General features: G+C 60.0%; 21 protein-coding genes and 1 tRNA gene. 8 read left to right on the top strand and 14 right to left on the bottom strand.

The features are described 5' to 3' along the window. Nucleotides 1–33 precede the first annotated feature (33 nt). Complete coding sequence (locus BM222_RS20820; RefSeq protein WP_092231200.1) at nt 34–1,245, top strand: HNH endonuclease; 1,212 nt, start codon at nt 34–36, stop codon at nt 1,243–1,245. Nucleotides 1,246–1,334: 89 nt separating this feature from the next. Then, nucleotides 1,335–2,255 carry a metallophosphoesterase gene (locus BM222_RS20815; protein WP_092231197.1) on the top strand — a complete coding sequence of 307 codons (921 nt, stop codon included), beginning with the start codon at nt 1,335–1,337 and terminating at the stop codon, nt 2,253–2,255. 333 nt (nt 2,256–2,588) lie between these two features. Here the strand turns inward: BM222_RS20815 and BM222_RS20810 are convergent, their stop codons facing one another. Beyond that, complete coding sequence (locus tag BM222_RS20810) at nt 2,589–3,680, bottom strand: DUF4268 domain-containing protein (protein WP_092231194.1); 1,092 nt, start codon at nt 3,678–3,680, stop codon at nt 2,589–2,591. A gap of 154 nt (nt 3,681–3,834) precedes the next feature. Between BM222_RS20810 and BM222_RS20805 the strand changes: the two genes are divergently transcribed. Together BM222_RS20805 and BM222_RS40130 are read left to right on the top strand one after the other, a co-directional pair. Next, nucleotides 3,835–4,290: a DUF2971 domain-containing protein gene (locus tag BM222_RS20805; protein ID WP_143106010.1), complete on the top strand. Its 456-nt coding sequence runs from the start codon at nt 3,835–3,837 to the stop codon at nt 4,288–4,290. Next, complete coding sequence (locus tag BM222_RS40130; RefSeq protein ID WP_143106009.1) at nt 4,277–4,603, top strand: DUF2971 domain-containing protein; 327 nt, start codon at nt 4,277–4,279, stop codon at nt 4,601–4,603. Before BM222_RS20805 ends, BM222_RS40130 begins: the two co-directional genes overlap by 14 nt. Nucleotides 4,604–4,821: 218 nt before the next feature. On the opposite strand, the gene BM222_RS40125 is transcribed toward BM222_RS40130, so the two are convergent. Further along, nucleotides 4,822–5,070: a hypothetical protein gene (locus BM222_RS40125; protein ID WP_143106008.1), complete on the bottom strand. Its 249-nt coding sequence runs from the start codon at nt 5,068–5,070 to the stop codon at nt 4,822–4,824. A 37-nt stretch (nt 5,071–5,107) separates the two neighbouring features. Continuing rightward, nucleotides 5,108–5,767: a hypothetical protein gene (locus tag BM222_RS20795; protein ID WP_177243344.1), complete on the bottom strand. Its 660-nt coding sequence runs from the start codon at nt 5,765–5,767 to the stop codon at nt 5,108–5,110. A 148-nt stretch (nt 5,768–5,915) separates the two neighbouring features. On the opposite strand from BM222_RS20795, the gene BM222_RS20790 reads away from it, so the two are divergent. Further along, the gene (locus BM222_RS20790; protein ID WP_143106007.1) at nt 5,916–6,302 is read left to right on the top strand and encodes a hypothetical protein; all 387 of its coding nucleotides are present in this window, start codon (nt 5,916–5,918) and stop codon (nt 6,300–6,302) included. Nucleotides 6,303–6,634: 332 nt separating this feature from the next. Here BM222_RS20790 and BM222_RS20785 read toward each other — a convergent pair whose 3' ends face one another. The 3 genes from BM222_RS20785 to BM222_RS20775 all read right to left on the bottom strand — a co-directional run bounded on the left by BM222_RS20785 (nt 6,635) and on the right by BM222_RS20775 (nt 10,260). After that, nucleotides 6,635–6,928, bottom strand: coding sequence for a MerR family transcriptional regulator (locus BM222_RS20785; RefSeq protein ID WP_092231178.1), 294 nt, complete (start codon nt 6,926–6,928; stop codon nt 6,635–6,637). Nucleotides 6,929–6,942: 14 nt separating this feature from the next. Then, a complete protein-coding gene (locus BM222_RS20780; protein ID WP_092231175.1) occupies nt 6,943–7,410 on the bottom strand; it encodes a hypothetical protein in 468 nt (155 codons plus the stop codon). 240 nt (nt 7,411–7,650) lie between these two features. Continuing rightward, nucleotides 7,651–10,260, bottom strand: a complete 2,610-nt coding sequence (locus BM222_RS20775; RefSeq protein WP_092231171.1) for a bifunctional DNA primase/polymerase — start codon at nt 10,258–10,260, stop codon at nt 7,651–7,653. A gap of 65 nt (nt 10,261–10,325) precedes the next feature. On the opposite strand from BM222_RS20775, the gene BM222_RS40120 reads away from it, so the two are divergent. Continuing rightward, on the top strand, nt 10,326–10,571 hold the full coding sequence (locus BM222_RS40120) for a hypothetical protein (protein ID WP_143106006.1): 246 nt from the start codon (nt 10,326–10,328) through the stop codon (nt 10,569–10,571). A gap of 80 nt (nt 10,572–10,651) precedes the next feature. On the opposite strand, the gene BM222_RS20765 is transcribed toward BM222_RS40120, so the two are convergent. The 3 genes from BM222_RS20765 to BM222_RS20755 form a co-directional block, all read right to left on the bottom strand. Continuing rightward, nucleotides 10,652–11,338 (bottom strand): hypothetical protein, encoded by a 687-nt coding sequence (locus BM222_RS20765; protein ID WP_092231164.1) that lies wholly within the window; start codon nt 11,336–11,338, stop codon nt 10,652–10,654. A gap of 2 nt (nt 11,339–11,340) precedes the next feature. Beyond that, the gene (locus tag BM222_RS20760; protein ID WP_092231161.1) at nt 11,341–12,630 is read right to left on the bottom strand and encodes a tyrosine-type recombinase/integrase; all 1,290 of its coding nucleotides are present in this window, start codon (nt 12,628–12,630) and stop codon (nt 11,341–11,343) included. A gap of 162 nt (nt 12,631–12,792) precedes the next feature. Continuing rightward, a tRNA-Ser gene (locus BM222_RS20755) sits at nt 12,793–12,882 on the bottom strand. Nucleotides 12,883–13,078: 196 nt separating this feature from the next. On the opposite strand from BM222_RS20755, the gene BM222_RS20750 reads away from it, so the two are divergent. Continuing rightward, entirely contained in the window at nt 13,079–13,420 is a 342-nt protein-coding gene (locus BM222_RS20750) for a hypothetical protein (RefSeq protein ID WP_092231158.1), read from the top strand. Between the two features lie 17 nt (nt 13,421–13,437). Here BM222_RS20750 and BM222_RS20745 read toward each other — a convergent pair whose 3' ends face one another. The 3 genes from BM222_RS20745 to BM222_RS20735 form a co-directional block, all read right to left on the bottom strand. Next, a complete protein-coding gene (locus BM222_RS20745; RefSeq protein ID WP_177243343.1) occupies nt 13,438–14,901 on the bottom strand; it encodes a trehalose-6-phosphate synthase in 1,464 nt (487 codons plus the stop codon). Between the two features lie 225 nt (nt 14,902–15,126). Further along, nucleotides 15,127–15,948, bottom strand: a complete 822-nt coding sequence (gene otsB / locus BM222_RS20740; RefSeq protein ID WP_092231151.1) for a trehalose-phosphatase — start codon at nt 15,946–15,948, stop codon at nt 15,127–15,129. Nucleotides 15,949–15,951: 3 nt separating this feature from the next. Next, nucleotides 15,952–17,439, bottom strand: coding sequence for an MFS transporter (locus BM222_RS20735; protein WP_092231148.1), 1,488 nt, complete (start codon nt 17,437–17,439; stop codon nt 15,952–15,954). Between the two features lie 129 nt (nt 17,440–17,568). Here BM222_RS20735 and BM222_RS20730 point away from each other — a divergent pair, with 129 nt between their 5' ends. Further along, nucleotides 17,569–17,940, top strand: a complete 372-nt coding sequence (locus BM222_RS20730; protein ID WP_092231146.1) for a DUF3175 domain-containing protein — start codon at nt 17,569–17,571, stop codon at nt 17,938–17,940. Between the two features lie 2 nt (nt 17,941–17,942). On the opposite strand, the gene BM222_RS20725 is transcribed toward BM222_RS20730, so the two are convergent. Then, the gene (locus BM222_RS20725; RefSeq protein WP_092231144.1) at nt 17,943–19,976 is read right to left on the bottom strand and encodes a methyl-accepting chemotaxis protein; all 2,034 of its coding nucleotides are present in this window, start codon (nt 19,974–19,976) and stop codon (nt 17,943–17,945) included. A gap of 217 nt (nt 19,977–20,193) precedes the next feature. Further along, nucleotides 20,194–22,233 carry a methyl-accepting chemotaxis protein gene (locus BM222_RS20720; RefSeq protein WP_092231140.1) on the bottom strand — a complete coding sequence of 680 codons (2,040 nt, stop codon included), beginning with the start codon at nt 22,231–22,233 and terminating at the stop codon, nt 20,194–20,196. Nucleotides 22,234–22,320 lie beyond the last annotated feature (87 nt).

Raw genomic sequence — 22,320 nt, 5'->3', positions numbered from 1 at the left:
GGACTGTAGTTGTTCTATTGTGGAGTATCGGCGATGACCTTTAAGATTAAGACCTTTGCCGAGGCGAGATCGATACTGGATGAATTCTGCCAGCGGATAGATAAAAAGCCCGCATCAACGAACAAGACATTAAAAAAAGAGCCAAATCGGGATGGCTACAGTGAAGCGTGGTGGCTGGCACAAAAGGGCACGACACCGGCTTTTAATAGTGACCGCAGCATCGCCTATCTAACTGCGTATGTTGAAATCGCGGGGCCGCATTTTTACGGCTCCGGAATTCCTCTTGAAGACGGGTTCATGTATCCGGATCGAGGGGTGATGAAGGCAATGCTTCACGCAGGCTGCGTGGCAATCCGGAAAAATAGTAAGGGTCTCTTCGAGCTGACCCCCAAGGGACGCAAGTTGATTTTAGGAACTAAAATTGCCTCACTTGCACAGCTTCGTCCAGACCGAAAGCGTCTAGTCTTTGATATTCTCAAGGAACTGAAGATCGATGTCAGTGATTGGGCGAACTATAAAGGGCCGCCCGCTGCAAATCCAAAATACTGCTACCAATGGGCATTTGAAAAGCCGGACAAGTTCGTGGTCTTGTGCTTATGGCACGATGAGTTAGAGGAAGAGAACGGACGTATTTTTCAGATCAAGAATTATCGCCGGAGATCAAGGAGCCCGCATCCGGTACGCGTGAGGCGTGCAGAAAGAGCCGATGAACACATCGCGAAGGCTTATAACCAGGGTCTGCCGATTAGGGTTGTCGTCGTTGCCGGTAAAGACCGCACAAAGGGACGCATTCTTGACGAGGTCGCTTGGGCGGTCACGTCTTATGACTTTGATACAGGTGAACACCTTCTGGAGCGTGGGGCGAAGCCGGAAAAGAACGAAGGCTACCAGGAGATTGAGTATAGCGCCCATGAGGGTGAGGCTTGGAAGCGCACAGCGCTAATCACCCAGCGAAGACGCGAGCACAAATTTCGAGCGAAGAAGATCGAAGAAGCTCTTGCAAAAAATCATGGCCATCTGATTTGCGAGGTCAAAGGCTGCGGCTTTGATTTCCTTCGTCGGTATGGTGACATTGGTCGCAACTATGCCCACGTTCACCATCGAGAGCCACTTAGCAAGGCCCCGAAGTCGGGGAAAAAACTGACACTAGCGGACCTCGCAATAGTCTGCGCGAACTGCCACGCCATGGTGCACATAGGGGGTGCCTGCCGCGATCTCGACACGTTAATTCCCCCTGCCGGATAGTTCGCGGCCGAACCAGCGCCTTAGGCTAGTAGTCGGCTATTCGTAGGGCGTCGCTGATTGATTTCTGAACCATCCTCGTAAGAACTCACATGCCTGACAAATTCGACATCATCGGCGACATCCATGGCCACGCAGACGCGCTTCGGCGGCTGCTAACTCGAATGAGTTATAGCGACAAGGACGGCACCTTTCGGCATCCGGACCGTCGCGTCATCTTCGTTGGTGATTTCATCGACCGTGGTCCCAAACAGCTCGACGTGCTGCGCATTGCAAAAGATATGTGTGATGCGGGAGCTGCCTTGGCCGTGATGGGCAACCACGAATTCAACGGGCTCGGTTGGGCAGAGCCTGACGAAAATGGTGGCTTTCTTCGGCCACACGACGAAAAGAACAAGCACCAGACCAAGGAATTTCTTGAACAGATCGGAGAAGGCTCGCCTGCTCACAAGCAGGCGCTGGATTGGTTCAGGGGCCTGCCCGTCTGGCTCGATCTCCCCGGCTTGCGTGTGGTCCACGCCTGTTGGAACGCCCCTGCACAAACTGCGCTTGCTGGCTGCCTGGACGCCTCCCATCGGTTCACTCCAGAGGGATTTTTGCTGGCTAACCGCCGCGGATCTGCTGCCTATGAGGCAGCCGAGGTTCTACTGAAAGGGCCTGAAATCCCACTACCGCCAGGACATTTCTTCTTCGACAAAGATGGCTACAAGCGCCACCATGTCCGCATTCGCTGGTGGGACCCTGCGGCCGTCACGTATCGAAGCGCTGCACTCGGTATGGACGGAAAGGAGGCCGACTTGCCTGATCTGCCTCTAACGAGGGATTACTTCTACAAAGACGAGAAGCCAGTCTTCTTCGGCCACTACTGGCTGCGCGGTAAGCCAGCGCTTTCAAACGAATATGGATGCTGTTTAGATTTCAGCGTGGCAAAGGGCGGCTTCCTCACCGCATATCGATGGTCTGGCGAAAAGACCCTCTCTCCAAATAACCTTGTCTACGCAGCCGCCAGTTAGTCTGCTTTGATGCTTATTTCTTGCGACTAGCGGCGACAATGTGCGTAACTCCGAACGACGAGCCGTTTGGTTCTGATCAATCGGACTTCTACCTTGATTGCCGTAAGCTCAACCGCGTTGAGAGTTACAGTTAGGCGCATCCGCTCAGATTTGGCGAGTGGCTTCAACGAATGCTTTCCGTCGAGGCTACTCAAGGCCATCCGCCCGGCTACATCCGCCGTGCCCTCCAATCCTTCATATTATCGATTACCCGATCTGGTGCGGAACGTGGCACGGCTGACGCCTATGCGTCACGAAAGCGGCTGCGGGCGGCTACACGGGACAGCCTGCTTATCATCCAATTTGTTGTATCGGTCCACGCAGGGCTGCCTCCAACCGAACAAGCGTATCAAGTGCCGCATCCTGCATCGCAGGCCAGTCAGCTTCAGGCGTCCGCCATCCTCCATCAAGGTCCCGACAAATCCTGCATCCCTTGCGGCCTGGCAACTCCTGCCAATCAAGCGATGCTCCAAATTTCGCTTCTAGCGCTTCGCGCTGGTCGTAAAGCTTTTTGAACGCTGCAAGGCTGGCTTGTTCGCCTTCCTTCACACTGATGTAGCATTCCACTCGGGTACGGTCTTCGGTGAGAGAAATGCTAAGCCAGAAGCCGGCTCGACCGATCCCGGCGGAAATCCAATGGTCAGTCGATGTGCTACGATTTGCGAGTAGCGAGATTTTCTTAGCAATGGACCGCTCAATGAGCTGAGCCCAAAACTTTTTGAATATCTCCTGTCTTGCCGTTTTGACCTTACTCTTCTCTCTACTTTGCTCGCGAATTTTTATCGTGTAGTCCATGGCCTCGGGCAGCGGCACGATCTGTGTGGCGTCGATCAAAACCTTTCCGTCCAGCTTATATGGCTTCAGGCGAATGCAGGTGATGTCCAGACCGCTCTTGTTCAGCCACATAACCGACGTAATAAGTTCGTCTGAAAAATTCGAAGCCGCAAGAACGATCCGGACATCCCCAGAAAGCTCAACTTCCTCGATGGTATCGAATTCAAGAAATTCCAAGATTTCTTTTTTGGCTCGTTCGGGATCGTCATTCAAATAATGTGAGTGCGCGAGCACGGCTTGATCGAGCGTCATGCTAGACACCATTGCTGCATAGCGGATCGCCTGAAGCTCCATGTGCCCACCATCCTCAGTGCGCTTGAGTTCGATCACCGCCAACTGAGCCTCCTTAGTAAGGCAAAGGATGTCGATACGCCGTGAGCTGTCCTGCCAATTCGAGAACTCATCGCATAGGACCATCAAGTCGTCACCAAGCGGGGCAATGTGTTGTTTTAAGAGGCCTTGAAGATGTTTCCGCTCTAGAATTGCCTCGTTCACGTAGGACGTCTCAGAAACCGGCTCCAATTTGTTTTGACTTACAGCAAACAGAACCATCGAAAAGCTCCGCTCTACTCGGCTGTCGTGCCGCACCCATTATGCCGCATGAAAGTGTTCAAGCTAAATGCTCTCGTGAAGGTCAGCAAGCTTACTGTTCAAGCGACTTTCGGCTTAGTGACGCAAAGCTTGGTTAATAGCAACGAGCGTCATTGTGAGAAACATGATTATGGCGGCGCACAAAAGATACCGACAGCGATGGGTCAAAGCCGGCTACGACCACCGGATGGGAAGCGCTTGGTGTTGCCTGCCACCGAGCGCAGATCACATCCGGCTCTACCATTTCACGACCGCTCAACACGCCTACAGCAACATCGAGCGCGGGCGTTTGAAGGTAGCTCGCTTCTCCGAGTGCAACGATCCGTTTGAACTGCTGGCACTCAATTTCAACGCCTCTCAATCACGGAAGGCCGGTCGCTACTTCAAGAGCAAGGTCGACAACACAAAGGGGTTCGTGTCCTTCAGCGAGAACTGGATTGATCCCGTTATGTGGAGCCATTACGCAGATCGCCACAAAGGCATCTGTTTGGGGTTCACGCTTCCTCGAAGTGCTATTCAGCGGATAGAATACAACGACAGCCGATTGAGGGCAGAACTTGGCCAAGGATGATCCTGACCCAACGAAGCTACCGACAGCATTGCAGGAACGGCTACTTTATACAAAAGCAAAAGCGTGGGCTTACGAGAATGAAGTTCGCCGACTAGTCGATTTGAAGGACATGGACCAGGATGGATCGCTCTGCTTTTGTCCGTTTTCGAGCTCCCTGATTTTGCACGAGGTAATTATAGGCGCGCGTTGCTCTTTGCAGTTGCGGGCGGTGCGAAAGTTGTTACGCACCTATCAACCTCAGGCCATCGCTTTCAAGGCTCGTCTCGCATTCAAGTCATTTAGCATCGTGCCGGTGGAGCACACTGTCCCTTAGGGTGAAGCGATGGCCTTGGCGAGGTGGTTTGAACAAGGTGAAGGAATTGAACCGCAGACAAGAATGGCCCCGACGATGCTGCACGTCGGGGCCATTCGGGATCACAAGGCCGGTTACCTCCGCCCGACCTTCCGATCCCTAATGTTGCCGGTTAAACCACTAGGCAGATAGGCTGTGGTCGATTTGGCCAGAGTGTTTTCCTCCACCGGCAGCATCAATCACCGCGTCAGCAGCCCGAACCGCCGCCGCCACGCCAGACGAACTTTCTTGGCACGTTCATATTTCAACTGTCGCGCCAACATCCGCGTCCGAATGCGGTCGATTTCGCCGCGGCCATTCAAGGAGGGAAATGCTGCTCCAATCTCCGCTGCAATTGAATTTGGGATATGAGTAGGATCGCTCCCGAGCCAGCCATCAAGCCTGATCAACGTCCGGTAGGGTTCAGCGCCGGGTGGCGAGAATTTCATGGGGTTGCCTCCTGTTTGCGAGTGGGCTCCAACGTGATCACCGCGTCACCAGACCCTTGAAGGTTGGCTTGACCGGCAGGTACCGGAAGTGCGGCTCCTCCGGCTGAGCGGGGGCGGGCGGCTGTGCTTGATTGTCAACGCGCGGCAACGTAGCCGGTGCGGTACCAGCGACCACGGCATCGGCATGCGCACGCAGCAGCTTGTTGACCATGTCGAGTGCTTGCGGCACCTCAGCCAGACAGAGCTTGGTGAAGTTATCCAAGCCGAGCGCTTCGTACACGAGCGGAACCGCCGAGCGCGTCTGCTCCGACAAGCGCTCTGCCGTGCGGTTGAACTCTGCGCCAGTCTCCGTCAGCTTGCGGGCCAGCAGTTCGATTTCGGCAGCCGTCTGGGCACGCAATTTGCGGTCCAGCATGTCGGCCTTGTTGCGTTCCAGATTGGCGATCTGTTGGTCGATCTCAGCCAAGGCGCCGCGCAGCGAAACAGCGCGGTCCTGGGTGGAACGCAGTGAATTCTCCGCCACGTCAAGGCCAGCGTCATCACCATTCAACGCGCAGTCCTTGGCAGAAGCCGCGTGACGCGCCACGGCTTGATCACACTCGGCAAGCCGCGCCGAAACACGCTCGCGATTTGCTTTGGCGGCGTCGATGTCGCGCTGCAAAACTTTTTCGGGGTTCGATGATTTGAATAATGCCATTTGTCTAGCTCCTTCAGTTGAAACTAGTGTAGGCGGGTGCAACGCGCGTCGCACACATTGAAAACCAAATTATTACAAACGCGGGACGCCCATATCCGTCCCGCTGATACGATGCCAGCCAGATACAAGCAGAGAGGATTTAAGCCAGATGAGCGACTATGCTTCGGCGGGAAGCCAGCGATGGCTACAGATTGCAGTAAATAGGAAGCCTGACATTCTGGAAGGCGCGTTGCGGTTAAGTGGGGCGATTGGTTCACATTCTTCGGTGAAATGGTCGTCACCATTGGAGAGCGACGGCTTCCGCGAATATCGCGATATGCCTGCTATTACAAAAGCGGGTATCGCTAGCCTAAGAAAGCCGCTCGCAGAGTTCTGGCCAGCGCGCGGACCGGTTTGGGATGCGATTGGCGTCACCACCGACCAAATCCCGGTTTTTGTTGAGGCTAAGGCTCATATTCCGGAAGCGGCTTCGCCTGGATCGAAGGCGACACCGCAGTCATTCGCGCTGATCGAGAAGAGCCTCGGTGAAGCGTGAGGGTTCTATGCGCCCAAAGCGACAGCAATCTGGACAAACCTATTCTACCAATATGCCAACCGGCTCACGCATCATTACTTCCTGACACAGCTCAACGGCCTGAAGAGCAGCTTGGTGTTCGTGTACTTTGTGAATGCAGATGACATGCAAGGACCGCTCTCTGAAGAGGAGTGGCATGGTGCTATTCGGCTTATCCACGCTGCCCTGGGACTGCCCAAGGACCTTCGGTCACGCGGAGTGTTTGATGCATTTCTGGACGTTAGGTGTCTTCAGGACGCTGCCGAGCAATTACAAGTTATGGCGGAGCAATATTCTCCTGCGCGCGCTAAGACTTAACGCGCGAGGAGCTGCTTGCGTGCCTTGAGGCTTACCAGGTTGGCGAACCATCGCTTGCCGTCTCGACGAGCCTCGATCAGGCCGCGCTTCGCCCACACGCGGGCGGTCTCGTATTCGACGCCAGCGTCATGAGCGGCCGCCTTCAGCGGCAACCACCGTGCAGGCTGCTGTTCGAGTTGCGCGACCCGGGCTTCCAGTTGGGCAACCGTGCGCTTGAGATCGGCAATGACGGGATGGTCATCATAGTTTGGCGTGTCAGCAGCTGTGCCGTGCGGTAAGCTATTCATCATTTAAGCCCCAATTGTCAGGTGTCGTCTAAGAGCGGGATGGGCTTGCTCAGTTCTTCGAGCAGTTCGTAAACCTCGTCGCGCATGACTTCCTCCACCTCCCGCTGCTCGCGCATTCCACAGGAGGACGCGAGTTTGCGGGGCATCGACACGAGCCGTTCGCGCAGGATCGCAAACATCGTCTCCACCTCCCGCCGGACGACCGCGAGACTGACATACTCCCGGCGCGCGACAGCGTTCTTAAGTTTGAGGGCGGCCGTCTGCTCCCGAGCAAGCGCGGTGCGCGCTTCGGACAACTTGAGCTTGGTTGCGAGATCGCCATGACCGCCCTTTACGGCTTGCCGATCCTTGATCAGAGCGCGCGCGACCTCCCGAACGTCATGTTCGCCGCGCGGCCTTTTCGTGATGACGCCCCTTCTTACCGCGTCATGGAAGGTCGTCCGACTGATGCCGCACCAGCGACAAACTTCCAAAATCGTAGCCATACAAAGGTACACCCCTTAGAAAAACCTAGCCCTAGCTACCATCCGCGCGTCCGCGACCACCGCATTGGCCGGGCGTTGGGAAGAACCTATCCACGCTGCCAGGGGAAAGATGGGAAAATGGGGGATTGCTGTGCTCCTCCCCGCACATTTGGCACATACCCCCACAACCAGTATGATGGGTACATCTGACATCTGCGCGCGCGACGAACAGAACATTCCCCCATTTTCCCATCTTTCCCCTCACGAACCCTCACGCTCAGGCTCGGCGGAATTGAAGTCGACGCCATCCTGCTGCCGATCATCATCAGCCTGCTGCTGCTCAGGCTTGCTCGTCTGCTGCGGTCCCTCGACCCACCACTGTGCACCGTGCTTGGGATCTGGCAGGTTCATGAATTTCTTGCCGCCAACAGGACGCCCCTTAAAGCGCTGCAGCCATTTGCCGAGCAAGCGCGCGTCGGGAAGTGTCGGCTTGCCCAAATAGCGCTGCCCGACCACCTTTAGCGCAGCATTCAAGCGGGCATGCGTAGACGTCAGCTCTCCGCCTTCACTCTCCCGGCTCATCGCATCAGCGCGCAGCAAAACGTCGGAGAGCTTGGCGCGGTTCTCGCCACCGATGCCCATGACCTCGCTCCACGCTTCCAACATCTCGGCCAATTCGAGGAGTTCAGGGTCTTCCTGCCGGGCAAACTCCATCGATTTCACCGGGTCTTCCTTGCCAAGCCAGATCAATGCAGAGCGCACCGTGTCGCTCCAGCCTTCGAACGACGCCAGCTTCGGTGCCTTGTCTGGACGACCTGCAACGAAGTAGGCGCGGACAATGGTCAACGCCGCCGCGATATACTTCCCGCGATCCGCGAGCACGCGCTCGATGGGGTCGAAGTCAAACTGACGCATCTCAGGCCGCTCCATACCCGCGTCGAGATTGATCGTGATGACGCGGCGGCATATGTCGCCCACCAGTGTGAAGTTGTTGCCCGTCGCAAAGACGGACGTACCCCGCGCCTCGATCCGCATGTTCTTCGACTGGCCCAACACGCGAATGTCCACCACCGGACGCTCAATGATCTGGCACAAGGCGTCGCCACCAAGTTCGCCAGTGATATTGTCAATCGAGATCAACGGCTGGCCAGTCATGAGAGCAGCGCCGAGACGCTTCTCCATCTCGATTTCATCTTTGCCGGTCGAGATGACAGGCATGGGATGGCCACTGATGATGGCTGCCACTATGTCCCACAGAAAGCTCTTGCCGGAGCCAGCGGTCGGGGCGCGACTGGCGTGGAGCGGTGTCACAGCGAATGCGCCGCGCGCTACAGCTGTGATAATGGCCGACAAGGCTCCGGCGCGAGCAACCTCATCGACAAACGGGAACCCCGCGAGCAGGTCTTCCAGCAGCTTCAAGGCGGCCTCTGCGTCAGCCTTCGTCGGCTTTTCGGGAATGTCCGGCATCGTCGGCGGCTCGACCAGCAAAAGCCCCGTTTTGTGGTCAAAGCCCGGCTCCGTCACTAAGGAGCCATCGGGCCGCATCGTCGGCGCAGACGTCACTCCGCAAACAGCCGGAAACAGCCGCCACTCACCGGTGCGCGCCAGGATAGTGGCGGCGACGCCACGCGGCGGATCAATCGGCACATCCTGTTTGCTGCGCGCATCATATATCTGCCAGTCAGCGTGGCGGCACAGCAGATCACGCAGGTAGTCTGGCACAACAGGGATGAGCTGGCAGATTTTGGTTTTCCGGCCGCGCGTCGCGTCAACCTCCTCAATCACTGGCCGCACCAACTGGCGGCTGCGCTGGAAGATTTGAACACCAGCCTCACCCAGGATTTCCTCACCCCGGCTCGCCAGGTTCGACAGCTCGCCACCACGGACATCAACGACGGGGACCGATGTCGTGTGTGTTGCATCCTCGTTGGTCTTTGAGGTGCCACCGTCAAATGCACGATCATTCTCCGCGCGCGCATCATCATTGCGCGACGCGCTATAGCCGAGCCATTCAGCAACCTTGGAGGCCACCTTCTCGCCGAAGGTCTCCTTGAGCTTACTATAGCCGCGCGTCTTTTCGCCTTTCTTATAGGCGAGCGCCGCGTCATGGGCGGTCTTGATCCGGTCGCGCCATTCTTCGTCCTGCGCGCCTTTCGCGATCCACTCGGCACAGAGCTTGACGTAACTCGGCTTGAACCCGCAGCGAGCCAAGAAGCCACCAACCGTGAGCGCCGCATCGTGTCGGCCGCCGCTCTCACCCGCCTTGGGTTTCGGCGGCCAGTGACGCGCGAGCAGGCAGAGCGCAGCAAGCTGCTTAGCCTGGCGCAACAACTCTTCAGCATCGACCTTCGCCGGATCACCTTCCGTTTCCCACACGATCGGCTCACCCGTCTCGTGAACCGAACCGGGGAAGACAGTCTGCGCACCCTTGTCACCACCGCCAATGCGAACTTCCAGCATCGTGCTGTTGCTGGTTGGGTCCTTGAACGGTAGTACTGCCCGGTCAGACTTTGACGCGAGCGACGTGTTATACAAATAATGGCTGTGGCGCTTCGACGCGCGACCGAAGATGGACGGCGTTTTGGGCAACACCGCCGCCGCGATCTCGATGGCCTCTGCGCAGTCGAGATCGATGTCGGTCAGGCCGCCCGACTTCAGACCGAGCTGCACGCCGATGTTCTGCGGTTTGTCGCTAAAGAAGCTACCGACGTTGGTCTCGGTGATGACGCGGTTTTGCCAACCCGAGCCGACGGGTTTTTTCTTCCGGTACGGGATCGGCAGCGTATTCCAACCGCGCTTGATGTAGTCGAGCGCAATTGCGAGCGGTGATGCTTGCGAACGCGCGCCAGCATCGTTAGAATTGCCATGCATTCGAGTAATCCAAGACGTAAGAAAGCCCGGCGCGCGCCACGCACCGGGCTTTTAATTGACTAATCGTGGATGAAGCCGAGACGGACCGCTTCGCTGTACGGCACCATCGGCATCGGGCCGACGTAAACGATGCGCAGGTCGCCGCGTTTGACCTGACGCCAGACTGTCGGGCGAGAAGTGCCGGTCTGCGCAACCCATTCGTCGATGCGCCAACCGAGACGGCGATGATCAATCGCGTTGCGCTGTTTCTTGGAGCGACGCTGTTTTTTGCGACGCGTGATTTGCTTGCGGGGAGTTCGAGCCATTTCTGAGCCACCATGTTTCGAGATGGCTCAAGTCTAGTTGTCTATGCGGGGACGATTACCGCGTTTGCCTCGCGAAGTATGGGCCGCTAACGCGGCAAGTTTTCAGCGACGTTACCCAACGCTCCTTCGCCACTTTGCGGGAAACTCAGATCGGTCCACGCAGCATCAAGAAAATCAACGAACGGTCCGGTTCTGCCTTTGGGCGCGGGTTTGCCCGTTTCGTGTTCGTAGAACTGCGCCATCTGAGCCACGAATACACTCGTCAGTACCTTGAAGTTGCTGGGTAGTGGCTCAGACCGCGCAAATCGCTCGATTTTTTCGCGGCAGGCGCGGGCCGCTCTCATGTGATGGAGAAGTTGCTCCCATACGCTGCTCGGCGCAATCCATCCATCGTCCCACTCTCCCGACGCAGGCGCGATGAAAGCGGGCGCGAAATCACGCGCGTCCCTGCGCACGATCCAATCTGTCTGTTGGTCTGCTCTCTTGATGTCTTCAAGTGCACTATCAGCCAGCGCCTTCTCGGCTGGCATTGTCTTGAGGAAAAGAGCCGCCGCCCGCACTACCTCGCGCCCGATCCGCTCGACCTCAGATCGCAGAAACCTCGTTCGATCCCTACTGGTCGTTCGTTTCGCGAGGACTTTTGTGAAGCGGTCGATAGCCAAATCATCGGCGGTGATGTCAAGCAATGATCCCGATGCCATCCTATCAAGAAGGCCGTCTATCTCTTCGCGCTGTTGCTGCAAGCCGTGTTTGGGCGCCGCTCTCTTAGCCATGGTTACGCCCGCAGCGGGACGACATTGTCGTCGCCGACGACAGCACGTGCGCAGTAGTCCGACCAGTCGGCCATCATCTGGTTGCGCAACTCAAAAAAACGAGTGCGCTTGTATGCTGCTACAACCTTGTCGCTGATCTTGTGCGCGAGCGCAGCTTCGGCGACCGGATCGTCGTAGCCGTGCTCAGCGGCCCAGTCGCGGAACGAAGAGCGGAAGCCATGAGGCACGACTTCGCGGTCTGATGCCGGATCGATCCAGCGACGCTCGTCTTCATTCATCCGGTTGATGACAGCACCCATCGAGGCGTCGCTCAACGGCACACCGTCAGGGTTGGCGAAGATATACTCGCCATCACCGGTCAAGTCCTGCATACGATCCAGAACATCAAGAGCAGCGCGGCTGAGCGGAACCTTGTGCTCGGCGTCGCCCTTCATCTGATTGCCGGGGATGGTCCACACGGCGTTCTGCCGATCTACTTCCGACCATTTGGCGGCGACGGAATTTCCCGGCCGCGGGACTGTCAGAATATGAAATTCCAATGCCGCCGCAGCGACCCCATCGCGTGCGCGCAGCTCGCGCATGAAGGCGGGCAACTGGCGGTAAGGCAGGGCGGGATGGTTGCGCACCTTGTGAACTTTGGACGGTGCCGGAAGCAAGTTCTCCAGATGGCCGCGCCAGCGAGCTGGATTTTCTCCCGTGAACTCGCCCCTGCTCTTCGCGGCGTCGATGACGCACTCGATGCGTCCGCGAATACGATTAGCGGTTTCGTTCTTGGTCGCCCAGATCGGCTCAATAATTTTCAAGATCAGCGACGTATCCAACGCGCCGATGGGAAGATCGCGGATCGTCTTACAATAGTCGTGCTTGGCAGGCTTGCCCTTGGGGCCGATGCCCAGCAAGGTCGTGCGCCATTGATCGGCATGCTTGACGCTCTTCCACCCCGGCTCGTGCGTCTTGATGTAACGCTTGGCGGCCGCGCCGAACGTGATCGACTTGGCGGCCTCGACCCGAGTAGCGGACCTCACAGCGCGTTTGGCTTCGATGGGGTCACCGCCATTAAGCCGGACGCGGCGGGCATCCGCTGCCTTGATCCGGGCATCGGCAAGGCTCACGTCGCGGGCGGAGCCAAGCCCGTGCCATCGGCTGCGGCCGTCAGTCTTGTACCGGAACAGCCACGACATGCTGCCGCCCTTGGCAATCTGCAGGTACAGGCCACCACCATCGCCATACAGGCCGCGCTTGGTCAGGTGTTCGATTTGTTTGGCCTTCAGCTTTCCGTAATCTCTCGCCATCGACCGGCCCCCCTCGCCTACCCACACTTCTACCTACACTTGGGCGTGAGATTTGTCGATGCGAGGTGAGCCAGCTCGAAGCAAATTTCTCCAAAAACAGTCGTTTTTAGAGTAGCTTGCCGAGCAGGATGAGGCTTGGTGAAATAACTTGAGACTTACGTCTGGCGGAGAGAGTGGGATTCGAACCCACGGTACGGTTTCCCGCACACACGCTTTCCAAGCGTGCGCCTTAAGCCACTCGGCCATCTCTCCGGAGCGCCCTCTCTTGAAGGGGCGCCGGTGATTTTGCAAGGGATCGCACGGAAATCGGGTGAATTTTCTGCAACTTGCTGTATTTACAAACGATTCTCGACTGCCGCACGGCCACCCGGCGCGATCTTTTGGCTGAACCGAGGGCGGGTTTGGCGCGACGATTCACTTGAAAACGCCAAACAGGACCGGGGACGCCATGACCATCCGCAAGACCATCGCCGGGTTGAGCCTGATTTCGGCCCTTGGCGCGAGCTTCACCGCGCCGGCCAACGCACAGGCCTGCACCCGGCAGGGCGTCGACGTGACCTGCGATGACGGGCGGCGGGGGCTGCTTTCAGGCGATGCCATCCTCTGGCCAGACGGGACCCGCTCCAGCTCCACGCCGCACCAGAGCGTCATCATCGGCAACAAGAGCTCCGTGCATATCGGGCCAGGCGTGTTCGTCGGCCAGGGCAAAGGCATGGCACCGATGGATGATCCGAACGCGCCCGACAAACGGCAGTGCGCGATTCTGGATGGCGTGTCGTATTGCTATTGAGGCGTACCGTTCCCGGCTCAGATCAATCGCACACCCGAGATCGCCGACTTCAGCCAGCGCAGCGCCTGCGGTGGCTGGGCTGCGAGCGGCGCGGCCGCGGCCTTCTCGGTGCGGCACTTTTCCAACTGGGCGACGAAATCCGACGACCATTGCTGGATGGTGTGTCCGCGCAATGTCTTCATCATCGCGTCCCAGCGCATCTTGCGCTCGGTGAGCGGCATCGCGGCAGCGACCGCGATCGCGCGCGCCATGCCGTCGATGTCGTGCGGATTGACCAGAAGCGCGGTCTCGAGCTCATTGGCCGCCCCGGCGAATTTCGAAAGCACCAGAACGCCGGGATCGGCCGGGTTTTGCGCGGCGACATATTCCTTGGCCACGAGATTCATGCCGTCATGCAGCGGCGTCACCACGCCAATCTGCGCCGTGCGATACAGGCCTGCGAGAACGGCCTGGCTGAAGCCCTTGTTGAGGTAGCGGATCGGCGTCCAGTCAACCTCGCCATGGCGGCCGTTCACGTCGGTGACGAGGCGCGCGACGTCGTTCTGAAGATTGCCATAGGCCTCGATGCCGCCGCGCGACGGGTTGGCGATCTGCAACAGCGAGATGCTTCGCGCAAACTGCGGCTGGTCGGTCCAGAGCCGATCGAAGGCGCTGATGCGGTTGACGAGCCCCTTGGAATAGTCGAGTCGGTCGACGCCGATCGCGAGCCGCTCACCATTCAGGCTGCGACGCAGCCGCGAGACGTCGGGATGCGAGGCCGACTTCGCGGCATAGGCGGCGAACTTCTCCGCGTCGATTCCGATCGGGAACACTTCGCACCGCGTGCGGCCGTGCTGCGAGAGCACGACGCCGTCCGCGACGACGAGACCAAGTTCAGCGCCGGCGTAGGCAAGGAAATTCTGGCAGTCTGCTTCGGTCTGGAAACCGAGCAGATCGTAAGCCAGCATCGCCGTAATCAGCTCGCGATGATTGGGCACGCCCTGCATCACCGCAGTGACCGGCCAGGGCGTGTGCAGGAAGAAGCCGATCGGGTCATCGACGCCGAGATCGCGCAGCTCCGCCCCGAGCGCGAGGAAATGATAATCCTGCACCCAAAATGCAGTCCGGGCTTTTCGGAAGCGCATCAAGGCACGCGCCATGAACGCGTTGACCTCACGATAGCTGACATAGTCGTCGCGCGAGACGCGGATCAAATCGCTGCGCGAATGCAACGCCGGCCACAGCGCCGAGTTTGCGAAGCCTTCGTAATAGCCGCCGTAATGTGCCGACGGCAGATCCAGCGTCGCGATCGCGCCGGAGCCCAGCGCTTCGATCTCGGCGAACGGTTCCTTCTGATGACCGTCGCGCACGCGACCGGAGGAACCCACCCAGATGGCCCCCGAATGCTCCACGACGGGAAGCAATGCTGCAGCGAGGCCACCCGTCATCGGCTCGGTCGGCTTACCGCGGGCAACTCGATTTGAAACGACAACCAAGTTCACAGGTCGTCCCCTCCTGTTCATTCCACCCCGTTTAACTGCCGTTCATCAATATGGTTCCGGTCATCATTTCCACCAAATGAAACCAAAATCAGGCGTGCGCGTTGGAACAGGTTTTCGTCGAGGGAACCCGGCGATTTCATTCGGGAAAGAGCATTTCACGCGAGCCGAATGGCGCGCCCAGCGGAACTGCTCCGCGCGACAATGTGGCTTCGCGGTGATGATGCCTTATTGCAACCTTGTATCGTCGAGCAGGCGTGCAAGGAACGCCCGCACATCGTTCGGCGCATCGAAGTGACCGTTGACTCCGACAGCGCGTCGACCAACCGAGAAGGAAAGACCGTTCAAGTCGGGCATGATCGCGAATACGGTTTCATCCGTGACGTCGTCGCCAATGAAGATCGGACGGCGCCCCCTGAATGGCTCATGCTTCATCAGCTCGCGCACGCCAGTCGCCTTGGTGAACCCGGAATGCTTGATCTCGCAAACGAACTTGCCGGGCAATATTTCGATCGGCGCATTGGGCAGATCCGCCCGGATCAGCGAGACGGCTTCGTAGATCGCCTTTTCGGCGTGCGGCGCGAGGCGGTAATGCAGCGCGAGCGAATAGCCCTTGTCCTCGAGCAGAATGCCGGGGCTGAGCTTTGCGATCGCCGCCAGCCGGCGCTTCAGCTCCTTGTCCATCGGCGGCGCGTGCACGTCGTCGGCTTCGTTGCCGACCGACAGGCGCATCTCCGCACCGTGACCGGCAACGGCGCAAAAGACGTCGGGTGCGAAGATCAGGTCGATGTCGTTGAGCGAACGCCCGCTGACCATCGCCAGTGCGCCCGAGGTGCGCTCCGCCAGCCGGTTCAGCGTCTCCGACAGGCCCGGCGGCACCCACACCTCGCGTGGCGTCGGCATCAGGTCGAGCAGCGTCCCGTCGATATCGAGCAGGATCGCGGTTTCGTTGAGATGCGGGACCAGTGCATGCGGCACCGGCACGGCGTCGGGCGCTTCTTCATCCGGCATGGCGCGATTCTGATCCAATTCAGCGAATTCCGATTTCATAGTCTACTCCATGGAAGCGAGCGGCCGCGCGATTTGTTCGAGTGATTTCCGTTCCGCGGAGATGGCGTAGCGCCACGCCACGATCGCAGCCGCGATCATCAGGAATGCCCCCAGCAGATAGCCGGCGAACACGCTGTTGCGTGACCCCGTATCGATCAGCGCACCGAACAGCGCGGGACCAACGACGCCCCCGATGCCGGTGCCGACTGCATAGAATACCGCGATCGCCAGCGCGCGCACTTCGAGCGGGAACGTCTCGCTGACGGTGAGATAGGCCGCACTCGCGGCCGGCGAGGCAAAGAAGAAGATCACCATCCAGGCGATGGTCTGGCCCTGCGCACTCAATGCGCCGATCGAGAACAGATAGCCGGACACGGCCAGCAGCAAGCCCGATACGCCATAGGTGAACATGATCATGGCGCGCCGGCCGAGCGTGTCGAACAAACGGCCGAGCAGCAGCGGACCGAGGAAATTTCCGGCGGCAAACGGCAGCAGGTACCAGCCGACGTGATCGGCGCTGATGTCATAAAAATCCGTCAACACCAGCGCAAAGGTGAAGAAGATCGCATTGTAGAAAAAAGCCTGAGCGACCATCAGCGCGAGGCCGACGAGCGCGCGCTGCCGATAAGTGCCGAACAGCGTTTGCACGACTTCGCTGATCGGGGTGTGATCGCGCATCTTCAACCGCATCTTGGGGAAGCACCGGTCGCTCGTGTCCTGATCGCGTCCGATCACCGAACGCTCGATGTCGTCGACGATCGCATGGGCCTGGTCCGGGCGGCCGTGGATCATCAGCCAGCGCGGGCTTTCCGGGATCCACATCCGCATCAACAGCACGACGAGGCCGATGGTCGCGCCGATGAGATAAGCGAGGCGCCAGCCGAGATCCGGGCCGATCACAGCCGGGTCGAGGAGCACGATGGCTGCGACGGCGCCCATCGCCGCGCCGATCCAGAAGCTGCCGTTGATGACCAGATCTGTCCAGCCGCGATAACGCGCAGGCACCAGCTCCTGGATCGTCGAGTTGATCGCCGTGTACTCACCGCCAATGCCGGCGCCAGTGAGGAAACGAAACAGCGCGTAGCTTGCGATATCCCACGACAGCGCGGTTGCGGCCGTCGCGGAGAGATAAAGTGCGAGCGTGATGAAGAACAATTTTTTTCGGCCGATGCGATCGGTCAGCCAGCCGAAGCCGAGCGCGCCGAGCACGGCACCGGCAAGATAGGCCGAATTGGCGATGCCGAGATCGAGGTTGGAGAAGTGCAGCGTCGGGCTCTGCTTCAGAGCGCCCGAGAGCGCGCCGGCCAGCGTCACCTCGAGCCCGTCGAGGATCCAGGTGATGCCGAGCGCCAGCACCACGCGGGTATGAAAGCCGCTCCAGCGCAGCGCATCGAGCCGCGCGGGAATGCTGGTCTCGACGATGCGATCGGCCGTGACCACCGCCGGGATCGCAGGTCCATTCTTCAGCGCTGGGCTCTGCTGCAATTCCATCGCGTTGCTGGGGTCGTGGTATCCGGCATTCCGCCTGCCACCTGCGACAACGTCTGCGGCATCTGCCGGTTCCCTCGGGAACCCTGCCGAATACCGGCTGTTTCCGCTTGAGCCGCAAGGAGTTGACGCATGGCTCAAGTCAGAAAGACGACACATTCGCGCAAAACCGCGACGCGCAAGAAGACCAGCGCGAGGCACGGCACCGCACGCAAGGGCACAAAGCGCGCCGCGCCAAAACGCTGGTCACAGCGTGTGACAAAGGAAAGCGATGCGCTCGACCTCAAGCGCGGCGTGTTCACACTTACGAGCCCAAGGAAGATCGCGATCTCATTGAAGCGCTCCGCCGAGCATAGTTCGCGCCGCAAGACGGGCGCCTATCGCTCTGCGCTATCGATGCTGACGTTCTACATCAATCGCGCCGGCAAGACGTTGCCGAAGGCGCACCGCGAGCGGCTGGAGAAGGCGAAGGTGGAGTTGAAGCGGGCGTTTGGGCGGGCGTGAGGCTACGCCGCGCGGATGTTCGCCATGAAGCGGTCGAGCTCGGCGCGGAGGCGCGTGCTTTCGGACGACAGCGTCCTGGCCGAGTTCAGCACCTCTTCCGAGGCCGAACCGGTTTCGGCGGCGCCACGATTGACCTGGCCGATGTCGGTGGCGGCGGTATGGGTGCCCCGGGCGACGTTCTGGACGCTGCGGGCGATCTCCTGCGTCGCGGTGCCCTGTTGCTCGACCGCGCTCGCAATCGAGGTCGAAATCGACGATATCTGGCCGATGGTCGCGCCGATCTCCTTGATTGCCGCGACCGATTCGGCAGTCGCGCCTTGCATCCCGGTGATGTGCGAGGAAATCTCGTCCGTGGCTTTTGCCGTTTGGCTCGCCAAGGACTTCACTTCACTGGCAACCACCGCGAAGCCGCGGCCGGCTTCACCGGCGCGGGCCGCTTCAATGGTGGCGTTCAGGGCGAGAAGATTGGTCTGCTCGGCGATCGCCGTGATCAGCTTGACGACTTCACCGATCTGCTGGGCGGCACGCGACAGCTCGCCGATGCGGCCGTCGGTTTCCCTGGCCTGCACCACGGCCGCCTCGGCGATACGGCTGGAGTCACGGACCTGGCGACCGATCTCTTCGACCGACGCCGACAATTCCTCGGTCGCCGTTGCCACTGACTGCATGTTGCTCGAGGCCTGCTCGGAGACGCCGGCGACCTGGCTCGACAAGGCCTGTGTGGTCTCGGCGGTGCGCGTCAGCGTCGACGCTGACGCTTCGAGCTGCACAGCGGAGGCCGAGACGTTGGACACGATGGCGCCGACGGCGCTCTCGAAATCGTCGGCGAAGCGGATCAGCTCGCCGCGGCGGCTTGCTGCCTGTTCCTTGTTCTGGGCTTCGCTGGCGGCGGCATCGCGCTCGGCCTTGGCGACCGCCTGGACCTTGAACTCTTCGACCGCACCGGCCATCTCGCCGATCTCGTCCTTGCGGCCGAGGCCAGGCAGCACGACGTCGAAATTGCCGGAGGCAAGTTCGCGCATCGCCTTGCACATCGCGATCATCGGTCGCGAGATGCCGTTGCCGAGCATCAGGGCCAGCGCCGCGCCGATGGCGAGACCACCGAGCGCCAGCATCAGAATCAGCCGCTCGGTCTCCCCGATGGTCGCATTGGCGCTCGTCTCGATGCGCTGCTGATCGGCCGACAGGTCCGACCGCAACTCGCCCGAGAGCTTGAGGATCGACGCCGCCGCCTTCGTCATCTCGCCGTTCGACTTGACGATGAGCTTCACGTTCTCCGACAGCTTTGCAAACGACGCGCGGTATTGCTTCAGCAGATTGCTGATCTCGGTGACGCGATCGGTGATCTTCTGGTCGTTGGCGTAGATCGAGACCAGAAGCGTCTCCAGAAACTTGATGCGAGCGACCACGCCGTCGGCGGTCTTCGGTTCCGGCTTGGCGACGAAGGCGCTGACCGAGGTGGAGACCGCGAGATATTGCGACGTGATGTCCTTGGCCGTGGTCTGGACCGAGTTCAGGCCCGCCAGCGCCGCGGTATCGGCGAGATCGTCGAACTTGAAGCGGATCTTGTTGCCGACGCCGTTCAGCTCATCGGCCGCGATCCTGTTGTTCTCGCGAGTCAGCGTGATGATGTCGCCGAACACCTTTGTGAAGCGCTGGAAGTCGGTCTCGAGCTTCTCAACCTGCTCGCGTCGCGCCGCGCCTGATGTGGCCGACATCGACTTGGCGATCGCGGCCTTCAGGTTTTCTTCGGCTGCCATGGCCGCCTTTTCGTCATCCGCTGCGCCGGTCAGCGTATAGGTCCGGGTGAGCCCCTGATAGCTGATCAACTCGCGATCGATGGTCCGCGCCAGATCCGCTTCGGCCACACTGGCCCGGTAGGAGGCGACCGCGCCCGCAATCCGCTCGAAGCTGAAATAGGCAAATGCCATGCTGACGGCGAGAATGGCCAGTACGGCCACGAAGCCGAGGATGATCTTCGCACGAAAACGCAAGGTGAAGGGCTTCGACGAGCTCTGCTTCGACTTGACGGACATGTCCCCCACCCCATTCCACTCGCCGAAAACCAGGCGCAGTCCGGGAGCAGCCCGCTCCCCGACTCGAAATGCACGCTAAATGGCAAAGGATAAGCCGCGGTAAATTACCGCGCGGCAACCAGCAATCCAGACTGTCTCTGCGGGGGCAGGCTGGATTGCTTCGCTATGCTCGCAATGACGACGCGGTTAGGTGACGCGGGATTGCCGAAGCCGGGCTTTACGCCGCCCGGATGTTCGCCATGAAGCGATCGAGCTCGGCGCGGAGGCGCGTGCTTTCGGATGACAGCGTCTTGGCCGAGTGCAGCACCTCTTCCGAGGCCGAACCGGTTTCGGCGGCGCCACGATTGACCTGGCCGATATCGGTCGCGGCGGTCTGGGTGCCCTGGGCGACGTTCTGGACGCTGCGGGCGATCTCCTGGGTCGCAGCGCCTTGCTCTTCCACAGCGCTGGCGATGGACGTCGAGATCGACGAAATCTTGCCGATGGTCGCACCAATCTCCTTGATCGCCGCCACCGATTCGGCGGTGGCGCCCTGCATGCCCATGATGTGTGAAGAAATCTCGTCGGTCGCCTTTGCGGTTTGGCTCGCCAGCGACTTCACTTCGCTTGCAACCACCGCGAAGCCGCGGCCGGCTTCACCGGCGCGGGCCGCTTCAATGGTGGCGTTCAGCGCCAGAAGATTGGTCTGTTCTGCGATCGCGGTGATCAGCTTGACGACTTCGCCGATCTGCTGGGCGGCATGCGACAGCTTGCCGATGCGGCCGTCGGTTTCCCTGGCTTGTACCACGGCGGCCTCGGCAATACGGCTGGAATCGCGGACCTGACGGCCGATCTCCTCGACCGAGGCCGAGAGCTCCTCCGTTGCGGTCGCGACCGACTGCATGTTGCTCGAGGCCTGCTCGGACACGCCAGCGACCTGGCTCGACAGGGCCTGGGTGGTCTCGGCGGTACGGGTCAGCGTAGCGGCCGAGGATTCCAGCTGCACGGCCGACGCCGAGACGTTCGACACGATAGCGCCGACCGCGGTCTCGAAGTCGTCGGCAAAGCGGATCAGCTCGGAGCGGCGGGCAGCGCTCGCCTCCTTGTTCTGGGCTTCGCTGGCAGCGGCATCGCGCTCGGCCTTGGCCACGGCCTGAACCTTGAATTCCTCGACTGCGCTGGCCATCTCGCCGATCTCATCCTTGCGGCCTAACCCCGGCAGCACGACGTCGAAATTGCCCGAGGCAAGCTCGCGCATCGCCTTGCACATCGCGATCATCGGCCGCGAGATGCCGGTGCCGAGCAGGAAGGCCAAGACCGCGCCGAGCAGCGTGCCGCCAATGGCGAGCATCAGCACCAATTCCTCGGTATGGCCGATGGTAGCCGCCGATTCCGAATCCAGCCGCTGCTGTTCGGCCACCAGATCCGCCTTCATGGCAGTGGCGCCTTGAAGGATGGCGCCCGCCGACCCGCTCATCTCGGTGACGAGATCGTCGACCAGCTTGGCGTTGGCGATGAGCTTCTCCAGCGCTTCACGATAGGCGGCGAGGATCGTCTTGGCGTCTTTCAGGCCGGAGACGATCTTGTCGTCCATGGAATAGACCGCCCCAAGCGAGTTATCGACGAATTTCAGCCGCGCCAGCGCACTGCTCGCGATCGACTGGTCGGACGTCAGCACGAAATTGGTCGCCGCCGCGCTCGCGGTCTGGAACTGCGCGTTGACCTGCTTGGTGCCGAACTCGATGGCCTGCGCCTCGGAATCCGAGGCGTTGTTGCCGATATCGTCGAGCTTGTATTTCAGCAGATTGGCCTGGCGCGTGAGCTGGTTCTGCACCAGCAGCGTGCTGTCACGCTTGGCCTGGAGGACCTTGGCGAAGGTGGCGGAGAAATTCGAAAATTCCTTGGCTAGCTTGTCGAGGCTGTCCTGCCGCCCCGGGGCCTTGGCGCTCTTGACGGCCTGGTCGATCGCGTTTTTCAGGCTCGCCTGCGCCTCCAGCGCCGTCTTGGCGTCGTCTTCCTTGCCGCTGACGACGAAAAATTTGACGGCTGAGCGGTAGGCGAGCAGCTCACGGTCGATGTTGCGGGCGAGATCGGCCTCGGAGACGCTGCTGCGGTAGGAGCCGACGCCGGACGAGACCCGCTCGAAGCCGAAATAGGCAAACGCCATGCTGCCGGCGGAGATCACCAGCACCGCGGCAAAGCCGAGCATGATCTTGGCGCGGAACCGGAGGGTCGGAAATATGTTGCGCTTGGACAGCGACGCGGTACGCCCGGACATTCCCAACCCCCATTATTCTCGTCAACCGCGATCCGGAGGCGCCCCGCCCCCGGACCTGGATGCGCAAAACTAGGGCACAATCGATAA

The sequence above is a fragment of the Bradyrhizobium sp. Gha genome (assembly GCF_900113735.1).
In the GTDB taxonomy this organism is placed as follows: domain Bacteria; phylum Pseudomonadota; class Alphaproteobacteria; order Rhizobiales; family Xanthobacteraceae; genus Bradyrhizobium.
This window is presented reverse-complemented; position numbering and strand designations above follow the sequence as displayed.

Bases quoted from the DNA above. Each gene is read 5' to 3' on its own strand.
- BM222_RS20820 (WP_092231200.1), top strand. From the start codon at position 34: ATGACCTTTAAGATTAAGACCTTTGCCGAGGCGAGATCGATACTGGAT.
- BM222_RS20815 (WP_092231197.1), top strand. From the start codon at position 1,335: ATGCCTGACAAATTCGACATCATCGGCGACATCCATGGCCACGCAGAC.
- BM222_RS20810 (WP_092231194.1), bottom strand. From the start codon at position 3,680: ATGGTTCTGTTTGCTGTAAGTCAAAACAAATTGGAGCCGGTTTCTGAG.
- BM222_RS40125 (WP_143106008.1), bottom strand. From the start codon at position 5,070: ATGAAATTCTCGCCACCCGGCGCTGAACCCTACCGGACGTTGATCAGG.
- BM222_RS20795 (WP_177243344.1), bottom strand. From the start codon at position 5,767: ATGGCATTATTCAAATCATCGAACCCCGAAAAAGTTTTGCAGCGCGAC.
- BM222_RS20790 (WP_143106007.1), top strand. From the start codon at position 5,916: ATGAGCGACTATGCTTCGGCGGGAAGCCAGCGATGGCTACAGATTGCA.
- BM222_RS20785 (WP_092231178.1), bottom strand. From the start codon at position 6,928: ATGATGAATAGCTTACCGCACGGCACAGCTGCTGACACGCCAAACTAT.
- BM222_RS20780 (WP_092231175.1), bottom strand. From the start codon at position 7,410: ATGGCTACGATTTTGGAAGTTTGTCGCTGGTGCGGCATCAGTCGGACG.
- BM222_RS20775 (WP_092231171.1), bottom strand. From the start codon at position 10,260: ATGCATGGCAATTCTAACGATGCTGGCGCGCGTTCGCAAGCATCACCG.
- BM222_RS20765 (WP_092231164.1), bottom strand. From the start codon at position 11,338: ATGGCTAAGAGAGCGGCGCCCAAACACGGCTTGCAGCAACAGCGCGAA.
- BM222_RS20760 (WP_092231161.1), bottom strand. From the start codon at position 12,630: ATGGCGAGAGATTACGGAAAGCTGAAGGCCAAACAAATCGAACACCTG.
- BM222_RS20750 (WP_092231158.1), top strand. From the start codon at position 13,079: ATGACCATCCGCAAGACCATCGCCGGGTTGAGCCTGATTTCGGCCCTT.
- otsB (WP_092231151.1), bottom strand. From the start codon at position 15,948: ATGAAATCGGAATTCGCTGAATTGGATCAGAATCGCGCCATGCCGGAT.
- BM222_RS20735 (WP_092231148.1), bottom strand. From the start codon at position 17,439: ATGGAATTGCAGCAGAGCCCAGCGCTGAAGAATGGACCTGCGATCCCG.
- BM222_RS20730 (WP_092231146.1), top strand. From the start codon at position 17,569: ATGGCTCAAGTCAGAAAGACGACACATTCGCGCAAAACCGCGACGCGC.
- BM222_RS20725 (WP_092231144.1), bottom strand. From the start codon at position 19,976: ATGTCCGTCAAGTCGAAGCAGAGCTCGTCGAAGCCCTTCACCTTGCGT.
- BM222_RS20720 (WP_092231140.1), bottom strand. From the start codon at position 22,233: ATGTCCGGGCGTACCGCGTCGCTGTCCAAGCGCAACATATTTCCGACC.